At 73.9% G+C, this 14585-nt stretch carries 13 protein-coding genes; 4 read left to right on the plus strand and 9 right to left on the minus strand.

What is annotated here, in order from left to right:
• Positions 1-11: 11 nt before the first annotated feature.
• Positions 12-2249 carry a winged helix-turn-helix domain-containing protein gene (locus AC3RJ6_RS08330; protein WP_491426529.1) on the minus strand — a complete coding sequence of 746 codons (2238 nt, stop codon included), beginning with the start codon at positions 2247-2249 and terminating at the stop codon, positions 12-14.
• Positions 2250-2419: 170 nt separating this feature from the next.
• Here AC3RJ6_RS08330 and AC3RJ6_RS08335 point away from each other — a divergent pair, with 170 nt between their 5' ends.
• Complete coding sequence (locus tag AC3RJ6_RS08335; RefSeq protein ID WP_491426530.1) at positions 2420-3238, plus strand: hypothetical protein; 819 nt, start codon at positions 2420-2422, stop codon at positions 3236-3238.
• On the opposite strand, the gene AC3RJ6_RS08340 is transcribed toward AC3RJ6_RS08335, so the two are convergent.
• Positions 3211-3783 (minus strand): helix-turn-helix domain-containing protein, encoded by a 573-nt coding sequence (locus AC3RJ6_RS08340; protein WP_491426531.1) that lies wholly within the window; start codon positions 3781-3783, stop codon positions 3211-3213. The genes AC3RJ6_RS08335 and AC3RJ6_RS08340 overlap by 28 nt on opposite strands.
• 91 nt (positions 3784-3874) lie before the next feature.
• Here AC3RJ6_RS08340 and AC3RJ6_RS08345 point away from each other — a divergent pair, with 91 nt between their 5' ends.
• Positions 3875-4591 carry an ABC transporter ATP-binding protein gene (locus tag AC3RJ6_RS08345; RefSeq protein ID WP_491426532.1) on the plus strand — a complete coding sequence of 239 codons (717 nt, stop codon included), beginning with the start codon at positions 3875-3877 and terminating at the stop codon, positions 4589-4591.
• A complete protein-coding gene (locus tag AC3RJ6_RS08350) occupies positions 4588-5385 on the plus strand; it encodes an ABC transporter permease (protein ID WP_491426533.1) in 798 nt (265 codons plus the stop codon). The genes AC3RJ6_RS08345 and AC3RJ6_RS08350 overlap by 4 nt, the downstream gene beginning before the upstream one ends.
• A 70-nt stretch (positions 5386-5455) precedes the next feature.
• Here AC3RJ6_RS08350 and AC3RJ6_RS08355 read toward each other — a convergent pair whose 3' ends face one another.
• Positions 5456-6397, minus strand: a complete 942-nt coding sequence (locus tag AC3RJ6_RS08355; RefSeq protein WP_491426535.1) for a LysR family transcriptional regulator — start codon at positions 6395-6397, stop codon at positions 5456-5458.
• A gap of 71 nt (positions 6398-6468) precedes the next feature.
• Between AC3RJ6_RS08355 and AC3RJ6_RS08360 the strand changes: the two genes are divergently transcribed.
• Positions 6469-7545, plus strand: a complete 1077-nt coding sequence (locus AC3RJ6_RS08360; protein WP_491426536.1) for a YeiH family protein — start codon at positions 6469-6471, stop codon at positions 7543-7545.
• 113 nt (positions 7546-7658) lie between these two features.
• On the opposite strand, the gene AC3RJ6_RS08365 is transcribed toward AC3RJ6_RS08360, so the two are convergent.
• The 6 genes from AC3RJ6_RS08365 to AC3RJ6_RS08390 all read right to left on the minus strand — a co-directional run bounded on the left by AC3RJ6_RS08365 (position 7659) and on the right by AC3RJ6_RS08390 (position 14559).
• On the minus strand, positions 7659-9020 hold the full coding sequence (locus tag AC3RJ6_RS08365; protein WP_491426537.1) for an acyltransferase family protein: 1362 nt from the start codon (positions 9018-9020) through the stop codon (positions 7659-7661).
• A gap of 246 nt (positions 9021-9266) precedes the next feature.
• On the minus strand, positions 9267-9941 hold the full coding sequence (locus AC3RJ6_RS08370) for a response regulator (RefSeq protein ID WP_491426539.1): 675 nt from the start codon (positions 9939-9941) through the stop codon (positions 9267-9269).
• Entirely contained in the window at positions 9938-11176 is a 1239-nt protein-coding gene (locus tag AC3RJ6_RS08375; protein WP_491426540.1) for a sensor histidine kinase, read from the minus strand. Before AC3RJ6_RS08375 ends, AC3RJ6_RS08370 begins: the two co-directional genes overlap by 4 nt.
• Before the next feature lie 100 nt (positions 11177-11276).
• Positions 11277-12257 (minus strand): YihY/virulence factor BrkB family protein, encoded by a 981-nt coding sequence (locus tag AC3RJ6_RS08380; protein ID WP_491426541.1) that lies wholly within the window; start codon positions 12255-12257, stop codon positions 11277-11279.
• 68 nt (positions 12258-12325) lie between these two features.
• Entirely contained in the window at positions 12326-13360 is a 1035-nt protein-coding gene (locus AC3RJ6_RS08385; protein ID WP_491426542.1) for an alpha/beta hydrolase, read from the minus strand.
• A gap of 65 nt (positions 13361-13425) precedes the next feature.
• Positions 13426-14559, minus strand: a complete 1134-nt coding sequence (locus AC3RJ6_RS08390) for a hypothetical protein (RefSeq protein WP_491426543.1) — start codon at positions 14557-14559, stop codon at positions 13426-13428.
• Positions 14560-14585: the final 26 nt, after the last annotated feature.

Genomic DNA, 14585 nt, shown 5'->3' on the forward strand with positions numbered 1-14585 from the left:
CTCGGGAGTCGCTACTGGTCTGCAGCCGGGGCCGACGCGCTACCGAGCAGCTCGAGCTCGAAGGCGCGCCGCACGACCTCCGAGCGGGTCGTGGCGCCGAGCTTGCGGAAGATCGCAGCCATCTGGGTGCTGATGGTGTTCGGCGACACGTAGAGCCGCTGGGCGATCTCGGCCCGGGTCAGGTGGGTCTGGAGGTAGGGCAGCAGCCGCTGCTCGGCAGCGGTGAGCGCGACCGACTTCGACCGCAGCTCGGCGGTGCGGGCCTGCTTGTCGAGCAGGTCGCGCACGGCGGCGACCCGCGCGTCCAGGGCACCGCGCTGGAGGCCGGGCGGGAGCAGTTCGGGGATCTCGTCGAGGACCATCCGGGCGGCCTCGCCGTCGCCGGCCCGGAGCTGTGCGCGCACGAGCAGGAGACGGGTCGGGATGCTGAGGAGGGGCACCGCGCTGCCGCAGCGCTGCCGCTCGGACATCGCCATCGCGAGGTACTGCGCCGCCGACGTCCTGCGCCCGGCGTTGAGCTCGACGCAGGCGGCCGCGGCGTGCGCGTAGGCGGCCATGACGTACCCGTCGATGCCGCCCGTGCGGATCGCCTGCAGCGCCCGCTCGACGTGCGCCTCCGCGGCCGCCCAGTCGCCGCGCTCGATCGCGACCAGGGCGAACTCGGACTCGCAGATGACGACGGTCGCGGGGTTGCCGCGCGCGTCGGCGAGGTGGATGGCCTCCGTCAGCACCTTCGCCGCGCGCGCCTCGTGGCCGGCATGCAGGAGCGTGCTGCCGAGGATCTGGATAGCCGGGTCGCGCCAGGGACTGTCGAGGGGCTCGACCTCGGCGGCGAACTCGGCGTCGGCGAGGGCGCGCTCGACGCCGTCGACCATCATGATGGCCCGGATCATCGCCTTCGCCGAGCCGACGTGCACGCCCGGGGCCTCGGCGTCGTCGGGCACGCTGCCGAGGAGGGTGCTCCACTTGCGGGCGTCGTCGTCGGTGCCCGCGAGCACGGCGAACCAGCTGATGACCACGACGGCCGAGGGGTTCATGAGCAGGTTGGCGTCGCCGATCTCGCGGATCCACCGGCCGAGCGTCGCGCTCTGGCCGGCCTCGTAGGTGCCGAGCGCCGCGGCCGTCACGAGCGCCGTGGCGACGGCGAAGTCGCCGGCCGAGATCGAGTGGTCGATCGCGGCCGGAAGCTGGCCCCGCTCGGCGAACCACTGCGACGCCTTGCGGTGCAGCGCCGGAACGGACGAGGCCGACTCGAGGTGGAGCTCGCCCTGCAGGTACTCGCGGAACAGCGGGTGCAGGCGGTACGCGCGCTGCTCGCGGTCGGCGGTGACGAAGAGCTGGCGGGCCTCGAGGTCGCGCAGCAGGCGCGCCGAGTCGGAGCGCTCGAGCACGGCGTCGCAGAGGTCGGGGATGTGCGCTCCGAGGATCGAGCTCTGCAGGAGGAACGCGCGGGTGTCGTCGGGCAGCTCGCGCACGCACTCCTGGTACAGGTAGTCGGCGAGGGCGGTCTCGTCGCCGAACGACGACATCGGCCCGCCCTTCGACAGCAGGGCGCACATGTGCAGCCCGGCCGCCCAGCCGTCGCAGCGGTCGACCCAGTCGCTCAGCGTGTCGGGCGTGACCTCGGCGCCGGCCTGCTCGGCGATCTTCGCCGCGCCGACGAGATCGATGCGCAGGTCTTCGGCGCCGATCTGCGCGGCCGACGTCGCCACTCGCCCGCGGGCGAGCCCCGTGAGCTGGTGGCGGCTGGCGAGCACGACCTGCGATCCCTCGGGCACCCCGGTCAGCGCCACTTCGAGCACGTCGATGCAGCCGAGGTCGCCGAGCACGTGCACGTCGTCGATGAAGAGCACGAACGGGCGTTCGCATCGGGAGAGCGCGAGCGCGAGCGCGGGCGCCATGCGGCCCAGCACGCCGTCCTGCGTGGTCGCGATCTGGCTGAACACCGAGTTCGCCTCGGAGGCGAACGGTGCGCACGCATGGGCGAGCAGGCGCACGACCGCGGCGGGGTCGTCGTCCTCCTCGCGGAGCGTGAGCCAGCCGGTGGCACGGTCCTCGACCTGCCGCCATTCGGCGAGGAACGACGACTTGCCGTAGCCCGCGGGCGCCGTCACCGTCACGAGCCGCGACGGCTCCGCGCGCAGGGCGCCCACCAGCTCGGGCCGGCTCACGAACGCCGGGTTGAACATCGGCGCGGTCGTCTTGCTCTCCAGGAGCAGCGTCCCGAGATCCTCGTCCGCAAGCAGCATCCGACCCCCACAGTCATTCGTCCACGACGAGCCCACCACGGTGATGCGCGATCGGCGGTGCATCCGCCGGATGACCGCGATCGTGGGCCGGGGTCATCGTACCCGCATCGGACCCGTGCGATCGCGTCGGATCCGAGGTGTGCGGGTCGCCGGGCGGTAGCGTTCGTCGTGTGATCCGACTGCTCTGCTTCGCCCTGCTCGGGGCCGTGATCGCGAGCGCGACCGCCTGGGCCGTCTCGGGAGACGACGCATGGGTCGGCATGTTCGTGCCGTGCGTCATCGCGCTGAGCGTGCTCACGCCGATCGTGCTCGCCGTGCGGAGCATGGCGGGTGCGGGGCTCGGCGGCGCGATCGCGCCGCCGCCGACGGCCGAGGAACTGGCCCGGGCCGAATCGGAGGGGCGGCTCGCCCTCGCCCGCGTGCGCACGATCTCGCGCACGGGCATGTCGATCAACGACCAGCCGGTGTGCGATCTCGACCTGGTCGTGGTGCCGCGCTTCGGCGGCCCGTTCGAGGTGCGCACGCGCCGGCTCGTCGACCTCGTCGAGATCCCGCGGCTGCAGCCCGAGTGCGTGGTGGTCGTGATGATGCAGGATGCCGCGCCGGCACCGGTCTCGATCGTCATGGATCCGCCCGACGAGTGGGTGCAGCTCGCGCAGGCCGACGAGCGGGTGCGGTCGACCCGCTCGGCGCCGCCGTTCACGGGGGAGGCCGTCGCCGCGGGGAAGACGGGGACGCCCGCGAAGTCTGCCGGCGGACTGCGGCGCATCCATCCCGCGCTGTACGTCGTCGCGGCGATCGCGGGCGCCGGCCTCGCGCTCATCCCCGCCTACTCGACGATCGCCGAGACCATCGCGGGGGAGGCCGCGATCGGCGACGTGCGCGTCGCGAACTCGTGGGAGGGGCGGATGGCCGCCGACGAGCAGGCGCGCGCCGGGTCGGCGAGCGCCGGGTCGGCGAGCTACGAGGTGGAGAGCGGCGACGGCTGATCGGCCGCATCCGGCATGAGCACCGTCGAGAGCAGCACGGTGCGACGGGCGCCCGCCTCGTGGGTGTCGTCGGTGGGCGGCGTCAGATAGGGCGCGAGCAGCTCGCCGAGACCCGCCTGGATGCGGGCGAGGTCGTCGGTGCCGACGTGCAGGCGCACCTGTCCGAATCCGAGGAACTCGCGGAAGCCCTCGCCGCCTGACGCGCGGTCGAAGTCCTCGCCGAGGTGGGCGAGGAAGGTGAGGAACGACTGCTGCAGCTCGCGGTCGCCCATCTCGCGCAACTCGTCGTGGTCGACGTGCGCCATGCGCTCGCCGAGGGCGAAGGTGCGCTCCACCGCACCGCGGATGCGTCGCTCGTCGACGACGGCGACGATGCCCGCGTCGACGAGCGCGGCCACGTGGCGGTACAGCGTCGCCTGGGCGATGTCGGGAAGCGCGTTGCGCAGGTCGGAGGTCGTCACCCGTCGGTCGTCGCCGAGTTGCTGGATGATCCGCAGCCGCACCGGGTGCATGACGACGTCGGCGATCGGCGAGCCCTTGCGCACGGGTGCCCCTCTCCATTATTCTCACGCTGAGAACATTCGCATGTTGTGAACATTCTCGCCTCAGAACGAAGTATCCCACCGAAGGAATCCCATGAACCCCATCGTGATCGAGGTCGCAGGGCTCTCGAAGCGCTTCGGCGACGTCGCGGCCGTGCGCGAGGCGACGTTCACGGCCGAGCCCGGTCGTGTCACCGGCTTCCTCGGCCCGAACGGCGCGGGCAAGTCGACGACGCTCGCCATGCTGCTCGGGCTCACCCGCCCCGATTCGGGCACGGCGCGCTTCGGCGGGTCCGCCTACCGCGATCTCGACGACCCGAGCGGCACGGTGGGCGCGGTCCTCGATGCGGCCGGCGCCCACCCCGCCATGACCGGTCGCGGCCACCTCCGGGCGTACGCCGCGCTGGGTGGGCACGACGTCCGCCGCGTCGACGAGGTCGCGGCGACGACGGGCATCGTCGAGTACCTCGACCGGCGCATCCGCGGGTACTCGACCGGCATGCGCCGCCGGCTCGCGCTCGCGACGGCCCTGCTCGGGGACCCGTCGGTGCTCGTGCTCGACGAGCCCTCGAACGGCCTCGACCCCGCCGGGATCGTCTGGCTCCGCGAGTTCCTCCGCGACTTCGCCGGTCGCGGTGGCACCGTGCTGCTCTCGAGCCACGTGCTCACCGAGCTGCAGCACGGCATCGACGACCTCGTGCTCATCGACCGCGGTCGAGTCGCCTGGTCGGGGCCGCTCGACGACTTCACCCGCTCCGCCCCGAGCCTCGAGGCGGCCTTCCTCGCCCACACCATGGAGGTGCACGCGTGATCGCACTCGTTCGCGGCGAACTCGCCAAGCTGCTCGCCACCCGCCTGCCCGTCGCGGCATTGCTCACCGCGCTCGGCTGCGGCTTCGGATTCACCGCGCTGCTCGCCGTGGCCGGCCCCGGCGACTCGACGCCGCCCCTGCCCGGCATCGAGACGGCCGAGGGCGTGGGGCTCGTCGTCGGCATGGGGGGCCTGCTGCTGTTCGTGCCGGCGCTCATCGGCACGATCGCGGTCACCGGCGAGTACCGGCACCGGACCATCGGCACGACGTTCCTGACGGTTCCCCGGCGTGGTCGGGTGCTCGTCGCGAAGCTCGTCGTCTTCGGCGGGCTGGGCCTCGCCTACGGCGTCATCGCCGGGCTCGGCACCGGTGCGGCGCTCGTCGTCGCGGCCGTCGCGCGCGGGGTCGACCTCGGCGTTCCCGCCGGCGCCCTCGCCGTGATGCTCGCACAGCTCGCGCTCGCCGCCGCGGTCTACGCGGTGCTCGGCGTGGCCATCGGCGCGCTGGCGCGCAACCAGCTGCTCGCCGTCGGCGTCGTGCTCGGCTACTTCTACTTCCTCGAGCACGTGCTGCTGCTCATCCCGGGCGTCAACCTCATCCACCCGTACCTGCCCGGTGGTGCGACGGCGGCGCTGACCGACTTCACCTTCTTGAGCGACGCGATCGGCGGGCAGCTCGCGGTCGCGATGCCCGCCGCAACCTCGCCCGCGATCGGTGCGCTCGTGCTGCTCGGCTACGCGGCGGTCGCCGCGGCGGTCGCGGTCGCCGTGCCGCTGCGTCGCGACGTGCGGTAGCGCCGACGGAGCGGCGCCGGGCGCACGCGCGTGCGGCGCCCCGCACCTCCGTGCGACGGGTCGGGGCGGCCTAGCCCCCCAGCTCCCCGAGCAGTGCCGCGGTGGGTGCGGAGACCGGCTCACCGCTGCGCCACACTGCCCGCAGCCGCCGGCTGAGGTCGAGCCCCTCGACGGGTACCTCGACGAGTTCGCCGCGGGCGACCCACGGCCGCACCGCGAGCTCGGAGAGCACGGCCGGTCCGGCGCCCGACGCCGCGGAGATGAGGACGGCCGCGTTGCTCGAGAGCACCATCGCCGGGGCGGCGAGCTCGGGGGCTCCACGGCGGCCGGTGTCGGCGCCGGCGTCGGCGGAGGCGGCCGGGGCCCCGGCCGCGAGCGCCTCGGCGAGCGTCGAGCGGGTGCCCGAGCCCGGCTCGCGGCTGACGAGCGGGGTCGCCGCGAGCTCGTCGGAGGTGACGTGGGTGCGCCTCGTCCACGGATGCGACGGCGCGACGACCACGACGAGCCGGTCGCGGGCGACGGTGCGGCTGTGCAGGCCGCGCGGCACCGTCGGCGACTCGACGAAGCCGAGGTCGATGGCGCGATCGGCGAGCAGGTCGAACACCTGGGTCGAGTTCTCGACCCGCACGCGCACGTCGAGGTCGGGGTGCGCATGACGGAGCCCGGCGATCCAGGCCGGCAGCAGGTACTCGGCGACCGTGAGGCTCGCCGCGATGTCGAGGCGCGCCTCGTGGCGCTCGCGCAGCGCGCGGCTCGTCGCGAGCAGTTCGCCCGCGCCGTCGACGAGGCGGGCGGCCTGCTCGGCGACGACGACGCCGTCGGCGGTCAGCCGGGATCCGCGCGGGTGGCGGTCGACGAGCGAGAGCCCGAGGTTGCGTTCGAGGGTCGCGATCGCACGGCTCGCGTTGGGCTGAGCCATGCCCACCACGCGAGCGGCGGCGCCGAGGCTGCCGTGCTCGCCGATCGCCGCGAGCAGTTCGAGCACGGCGAGGTCGGGCCAGCGGGTCGGCATATCGGAATGATATGCCTCGATGCCGCATTCGCGGCTACTGCGCCGCCGGGCCGGCTGCGACCGTTGAGGTGATGTATCGCCCCACCCCACCTGCGCGCACCGCCCCCGCTCCAGCCGGACTCCGCGGCGCAGGCCGCCGATTCGGCGCACGCGTCGCGACCCTCGCCCCCGGGCTCGCGCTCTGCGCGGTCGTCGCGGGCCTCGCGCTCGCCGTGACCCTCGTGCTGCCGACGCTCAGCGCGCTGCTCACGGCGATCGTCGTCGGCGTCGTGGTGCGCAACACGGTCCGCCTGCCCGCGGCGTTCGAGCCCGGCATCGCGTTCGCGGCGAAGCCGCTGCTGCGGCTCGGCATCGTGCTGCTCGGGCTGCAGCTCGTCGTCGGCGACATCCTCGCGCTCGGGCCCGGCGTGGTCGTCGTGGTCGTCGCGATCGTCGTCGGCGGCATCACCGCGACTCTGCTCATCGGCAAGTGGCTCGGCATCGGGGCGACGCAGCGCCTGCTCATCGCCTGCGGGTTCTCGATCTGCGGCGCCGCCGCGGTCGCCGCGGTCGACGGCGTCGTCGACGCCGAGGAGGAGGAGGTCGTGACCGCCGTCGCCCTCGTCGTCATCTTCGGCACCCTCATGATTCCGCTCGTGCCGTTCGTCGCCGGGCTCATCGGCCTGACGCCCGACGAAGCGGGCATGTGGGCGGGCGGCTCGGTGCACGAGGTCGCCCAAGTCGTCGCGATCGGCGGCGCGCTCGGCGGCACGGCCCTCGGCGTCGCGGTCGTCGTGAAGCTCGCCCGGGTGCTCATGCTCGCCCCGGTCATGGCCGTGATCGGCCTGCAGCGCCGGCGCGCGCTCGCGAAGGCCGGCGAGGATGCTGCGGGCGAGAGCGCCGGCAAGCTGCCGCCGCTCGTTCCCCTCTTCGTCGTCGGGTTCGTCGTGATGGTCGCGATCCGTTCGCTGGGCCTCGTTCCGCCCGAGGTCGTCGCCGGTGCCGGCATCGCCCAGACCGTGCTGCTCGCGGCCGCCATGTTCGCGCTCGGCACCGGAGTTCGGTTCAGCATGTTCCGGCGGGTCGGCGCGAAGCCCTTCGTGCTCGCCGCCGCCTCGACCCTCGTCGTCGCGGGCATCGCGCTCGGCGGGGTCATGCTCGTCGGCTGAGCGACTCTCGATCCGGCGACCACTTGCCCACATGACCACGCCGTGGGCGGCCACCTGACCACTTGACCATGCCCTTCGCGGAGACACGGCCGCCTCGCGCGCTGCGTCACCGCTCACGGAGTCGCCCGCATCGTCCGGCGGGCAGCGCGGTGCGCGCGCCGGGCCGGCACCCATCGGGCGAATCCGAGCAGCGCGAGCGCGAGCGCGGCCGGCAGAGGTCCGAATCCCGCGACGAGCAGCAGCGCCACGCCCGCCACGGCGCTGACCGCTGCGACTCCCGTCACCCACGCCGGCGGCACGGCCGGGACGGGCAGCGCGGTCCGGGCGGTCGTGCGCCCGCCGGCCGGCCGTTCGAACCGCGCGAGCACGAGCACCACGGGCATGACGACGGCGGCCGCGACGAGGAGCCAGACCGGCCTGGTCAGCCACCACTCGGGAGAGAGCGGCTCGGGCAGCGGCATCCCGACCGTGCCGTTCGCGATGAGGGCGACGCCCGCGAGCGCGACGAGCACCGGCATGTGCCACAGGTACACCGTCATGGCGCGCTCGCCGGCGAACGAGATCGCGCGCGAGGCATCCCGGCGCTCGACCCACGCCCGGATGCGCGGGCGCGCGAGCTGGAACAGCGCGAGCTGCGCGACTCCCAGCACCACGAGGCAGACGGTCGGCGGGTTGAGGTTCACGAGCATGTCGACCGGATACGGGCCGACGACGGTGAGCACCGCGAGCAGCGCGAGCGCCCCGACGGCGACACCCACGAGCGTGGGGCGGGCGAGCCGGTCGAGCGCGCCGTCGGCGAGGTGGAATCCGAGCTGCTGCACGAGCAGCCACACGAGCAGCAGGTTGAGGTAGCCGATCGCATCGACGCCCGTCGAGAACCGCAGCACGTCGACCGCGACGACGCCCGCGAGCAGTCCGAGCGGCGCGAGCACGGGTGCGCGCTCGTGCGCCAGCACCATCGCCGGCACGAGGGCCGAGATCGCGAGGTACACGCCGAGGAACCACAGCGGCTGCCCGATGCGGAAGCCCGCGATGCCGACGATCTCGGCGGGGACGCCCGCGAGCGAGAGGGCGACGAGCGAGCCCGCCACGACCGCGACGAGCACGAGCGCCGGACGCACGAGCCGTTCGATGCGCGCGACCACGTACTCGGGGGCCGTCGCGCCGCGGGCGCGCATCGACCGCCAGTGCGTGACGCTCGAGAAGCCGCCGACGATGAAGAAGAGCGGCATGATCTGCACCACCCAGCTGACCGGCCCGAACCACGCCTGGTGCTCGAGCGCGTTCTCGAGCACGGGGCCGTCGGGGCCGACGCCGACGCCGACCATCATCGCGTGCAGCAGGAACACCGCCCCGAGCAGCACCACCCGGATCGCGTCGACGCTCGCGTCGCGTCGAACCCCGGTTCGAGGGCGGGCGGATGCCTCGGGGCGGGCGGATCTGGCGGGCGGTCGTCGTTCGAGGGTGTCGGTCATGGGCCGCAGGCTATGAACGCGGTTCGCGCCCGGACATCACCCGCGGGAGCGGTTCGCGGCCCCTACCCGGGTACCGCGGCAGGGCCCGACCGCACCGCTGGTCGAGGAGCGCCGACGCGGAGCGGCGACGCGTCTCGAAACTTGGTGAGCCGCTCTCGAGACCGGGTCACCGGGTTTCGAGACGCGTGCTGGTTTCGAGACGGCGCTGGCGCGCCTCCTCAACCCACGGCCTTCGTCGCGCGCCCCTCAGCCCGCGGAGGGGGTCACGAGGCCGGTGTCGTAGGCGAGCACGACGGCGTGCACGCGGTCTCGGAGGCCGAGCTTCTGCAGGATCTTCGAGACGTGCGTCTTGACGGTCTGTTCGGCGATGAAGAGCGCCGTCGCGATCTCGGAGTTCGACATGCCGCGCCCGACGAGCGTGAGCACCTCGAGCTCGCGCTCGGTGAGGGCCGCGAGCCGGTTGCCCGTCGGCTTCGGCGGCGGCCCCGAGCGGGCGAAGTCCTCGATGAGCCGCCGGGTGACGCTCGGCGCGAGCAGCGCGTCGCCGCCCGCGACGACGCGCACCGCCTGGACGAGCTCCTCGGGCGTGGCGTCCTTCAGCAGGAATCCGCTCGCCCCCGCCCGCAGGGCGTCGTAGACGTACTCGTCGATGTCGAAGGTCGTCAGCATGAGCACCTTCGGCACGTAGTCGGAGCTGCGCGGCGGGGTCTGGAGGGCGCGCGTCGCCTCGATGCCGTTCTGCCGCGGCATCCGCACGTCCATGACGACGACGTCGGGACGCAGCTCGTGGGCGAGCGCGACCGCCTCGTCGCCGTCGGCGGCCTGGCCGACGACGTCGATGCCGGGCTGGGCGCCGAGCACGGCGGCGAACCCGGCGCGCACCATCGCCTGGTCGTCGGCGATGAGCACCGAGATCGTCACCACGGGCCTCCGTCCGACCCGAGCGGAAGGGTCGCGAGTACACGGTAGCCGCCGCCCGGGCGGGGACCGTGCTCGGCGCGCCCGCCGAGCAGTGCCGCGCGCTCGTCGATGCCGACGAGGCCGTGTCCGCCGCCCGCCGTGCCGGGGGCGTCGGCGGCGCCGCCCGGGCCGGCCGCCGGGCCGGGTGCCGCCTCGTTCTCGACGCCGACCACGAGCTCATCGGCGAGCACCTCGATCGACACGTGGGTCGACGCGCCCGGCGCATGGCGCACGACGTTGCTCAGCGCCTCCTGCACGATGCGGAACGCGGCGGTCGCGGCGAGCCCGCCCGAGGGCAGCCGGTCGCCGAGCTCGAGGGTGACCGGCACGCCCGCGCGCTCGACCGAGGCGACGAGCGACGGCAGCTCGTCGAGCCCCGGCTGCGGCGCGGTCTCGGCGATCGCGTCGGAGCTGCGCAGCACGCCGAGCAGCTGGCGCATCTCGGTCATCGCGGTGCGCGCCGACTCGGCGATCTCGGCGAACTCGGTGCGGGCGTCGTCGTTCAGCCCCTCGACGCGGTACGGCGCGCTCGTCGCCTGCACGTGGATGATCGAGAGCCCGTGCGCGACGACGTCGTGGAGCTCGCGGGCGATGCGGTTGCGCTCCTCGACGAGCACCCGGCGCTCCTGCTCGGTGGCGGAGACCTCGCGCTCGCGGAAGAGCTCGCGCATGATGACGCGTCGCTGCGACACGAGGAGCGCGACCGGCAGCGCGACCGCGGTGATGCTCGCTGCGACGATGGCGTTCGCGAGCGCGCCGGCGTCGACGAACGCGAACGGTGCGGTCACGACGACTCCGGCGAGCCAGACGGCGAACATGCCGCGCCAGCTCATGCCGTTCATGCCGAGCAGGAAGAGCAGCGCGGTCTGGCCCACGATCGTGGTCGCGGCCCACGGCCACGGCGCCCCGTCCGAACCGGCCGAGAGCAGCGCGAACGAGAAGATGCCCGCGACCGCGACGATCGCGGCCGCCTTCGGGAAGCGCATCGCGAGCGGCAGCGACCCCGCGAGGGCGAGGCTCGTCGCGAAGGCTCCGAGCACGTGCACGCCGTAGATCGTCGCGGCGAGCGGCACCGAGATCGCGAACAGCACGACGGCGAGCGCGGATGCCGCGACCCACGCCCACGCGCGGAGGCGTCGTTCGGCATCGGGGGTCGCGGCCGCGGTGCGCGACAGGACGGGCAGGGAGGCGTTCATGATGCCAGTCAGCCTGTCACGGCCGGTCGACGTGCACATCCCTCCGCGGAGCGGTCTCGACCCGGTACCCGGGTAGGGCCGCCGACGCGGCCGGTCGCGATCAGTCGAGTCGGAGATGGCGCGAGGCGCGGACGTCGTCGAGCCGCTGCTCGCGGTTCTTCGCGATGAGCCGGTCGTCGCGGAGCGGCAGCTGCACCTGCTCCTCGGCGATGATGCCCGCGCGCAGCTGGCGCGCCCGCTCGACCTCGGTGTCGAGCACCGCGCCGAACAGCAGCGCGAGATTCGACAGCCACACCCAGAGCAGGAACGCGATCGCACCGCCGAGCACGCCGTAGGTGCGAGAGTAGGTGCCGAAGCCGAACACGTAGAGCGCGAACAGGGCGCTCACGCCGACCCAGGCGAGCAGGGCGCCGGTCGCGCCGACGCTGAACCAGCGGAGGTGCCGGCGCCGCACGTTGGGGGCCGCCCAGCACAGCAGCGCGATCGCGACGACGCCGATCGCGGCGAGCAGCGGCACCTTGCCGAGATCCCACCAGAAGGCGACGCCCTCGTCGAGCCCGAGGGCCCGGGCGGTCGCCGCCGCGATCGGCCCGGTGATGACGAGCCCGACCACCGCGATCGCCCCGAGCAGCAGCACGACGGCCGACACGGCGAGCATCGCCGGGCGCATCGCCCAGAACGGCCGGCCCTCGTCGACCCGGTAGATGCGATTGAGCCCCCGCCCGAGCGAGCCGACGTATCCCGAGGTCGCCCACAGCGCCGCGAGCAGGCCCGTCGCGAATGCGAGACCCGCGTGCGAGGCATCCAGGAGCTGTTCGAGCGGTTCGCGCGCGGCGTCGACGGTCGCCGCGCTCGCCGACTCCTCGACGACGCGGAGCGCGAGCGCGACGACCGTCTCGGCGCTGCCGAACACCCCGATCGCGGCGAGCGCCGCGAGGAGGGCGGGCAGGCTCGCGAGCACCGCGTAGAACGTGAGCGCGGCGGCGATGTCCTGCACCTGGTTGATGCGGTACTCGTGCACGGTGCGCCTGAGGATGACGCGCCAGTCGTCACGGCTGAATCGCACGGGGGAGTCGGGCATGCGGCCTCCGATCGGCCCGAGCCTACGGCCGGACGGGCTCGCGGGGCAGGGGGTTGCGCGCGCGGGCGTCAGCCCAACTGCGCGTGCAGGAACGTCGCGACCCGCGCGCGCAGCGGCTCGTCGAGGATGCCGATCGAATGCTCGCCGCCGGGCACCACCGCGAGCTCGACGGGCACGCCGGCCGCCTCGAGCACCGCGGCGAGGCGGGTCGACTGCCCGAGCGGCACGATCTCGTGCTCGGCGTGGCCGATGAACACGGGCGGGTCGCTCGGGTCGACGTGCGTCGCGGCCGACGCCTCCATCGCCTGGGGGCAGCGCGCGTCGGGGGTGTTCGACGCGCATCCGAGGTAGTCGGCGATGATGCCGCGCAACCACACGGATGCCTCGTCGGCATCGAGCGCGGCCGAGCCGAGCCCGACCGGGCCCGACAGCTCGACGACCGCCGCGACGCGCGAGCCCGCGTCGAGCGCGCCATCGCCGCGCGTGCCGAGCAGGGCCGCGAGGTTGCCGCCCGCCGAGCCGCCGAAGGCGCCGATGCGCGCCGGGTCGATGCCGAACCGCTCGGACTGCTCGGGATCGCGCAGCCATTCGACGGCGAGTGCGACGTCGTCGATCGCCGCCGGGAAGACCGCGCCGGGCACGAGCCGGTAATTCACCGAGACGCCGACGAAGCCCTCGCTCGCGAGCCACAGGCAGACGTTGCGCCAGTCGGGGTTCGCCTTGTCGCCGCGGGTCCAGCTGCCGCCGTGGATCGAGACGACGGCGGGCAGCGGCGACTCGGCCTGATCGGCGCCGTCGGCGGGGGTCGTCGCCGCCGGTCGGCACACGTCGAGCGTGAGCAGCGTGCCGTCCTCGCGGACGCCGTACTCGAGGTCGGACTCCACCCGCAGCCCGTCGGGCGGGGTGAACGTGCGGATGCCCACGATCTCGTCGCCGACGACCTCGCTCGCCGCATCGGGGCCGGGCGGTTCGATCTCGCGCACCTGCTGGTGGAAGCCCGAGAGCGCGACGACACCGGCGATGGCGGCCGCTACGGCCGCGGCGGCCAGGGCCACCCGATTGCGGCGGGTGCCGGAGCCGCCTGTGCGTCGGGTCGAGTTCACACCGGGCTCCGGGTTCAGGGGTGGAGCGATGCTAACCCACGATCGGTCGATCTGGAAACGCTTGCTCACGACTGCGAGACGAGCGCCCCCGTCTCCGCGTCGAACGTCACCGTCGCGTCGTCGTAGGCGGAGTCGAGCAGGACCATCGCCTGCACGGGCCGGGCGCCCGAGGCGTCGGCCACGCCCGCCCGCTGGAACCGCACGATCACCGACGACGGGTCCGAGATGCCGCTCTCGTCCTCCGCAGCGGCGATGTAATCCCGCACCCGGCCGAAGTCGACGACGCTGACGTCGAACAGCTCGGCCTCGGGGTCGTCGGGCTGGATCAGCTCGGGGCCCTGGTGCTCGGTGCGGTCGTAGCGGTACTGGTAGTCGTCGATCGTGAGGGCGCCGGGCGACGACGGTGCCGTGGCGAGCGCGTAGCCGTCGTAGAAGCCGACGCTCGTGAACTGCGCACCGCCGACCTCGCGTACGAGCGCGTCGACGATCTCCTCGTGCCGGTCGCCCTCGACGACGCCGGCGGCGGCGGGGTCGCCCGACGCGATCGCCGAGATCGACCGGCTGATGGTGCCGTAGGCGGGCACGAGGGTCGCGGCGGCCGCGATGGCGAGCACGATCGCGAACACCACGGTGTGCACCGGGTTCGATCGCAGCTTCGGAATGCCGAGCAGCGTCTCGGGCTCGCTCGGCCACGCCTGCGCTGCCGCGGCGAGCGGGATGGTGCGGTCGGCGCCCGCGCGCAGGCGCTCGGCCTCGCGCATTCGCTCCCAGTCGTCGGGCGGATCCATGACGAGCAGCACGTTCGCCTTCGTCTCGACGGGGCGGCGCACGACGACGACGCAGCCGGGCTGCAGGCGCGGCAGCGCGACGAGGTCGACGATCTCGCGATGCACGGTCGTGTACGCCGCACGGTGGCGGGGCGCCACCGTGAGCACGAGCTCGCACTGCGGCTGGTCGTTCACGGTCATGCCCGTGCGGCGGATGCGCTCGATGCGCGCGAGGGCGAGCTCGCCGGTCGGATCGGCGGCGACCGCGACCGCGCGGCGGCTCGTCGTGAAGACCGAGGCGGTGCCGGCGAGCAGGCCGATCGTGAGCGCGATGCCCCACACCATCGAGTAGCGGGGGTCGCCGGTGACGATCGCGCCGATCAGGCCGCCGGCGGCGACGCCGAGGCCGACCGCGGAGAGGATGCGGAGCATGGTGCGGGTCCTTTCGGGAGGTCGGG

The sequence above is a fragment of the Agromyces cucurbitae genome, from assembly GCF_058349945.1.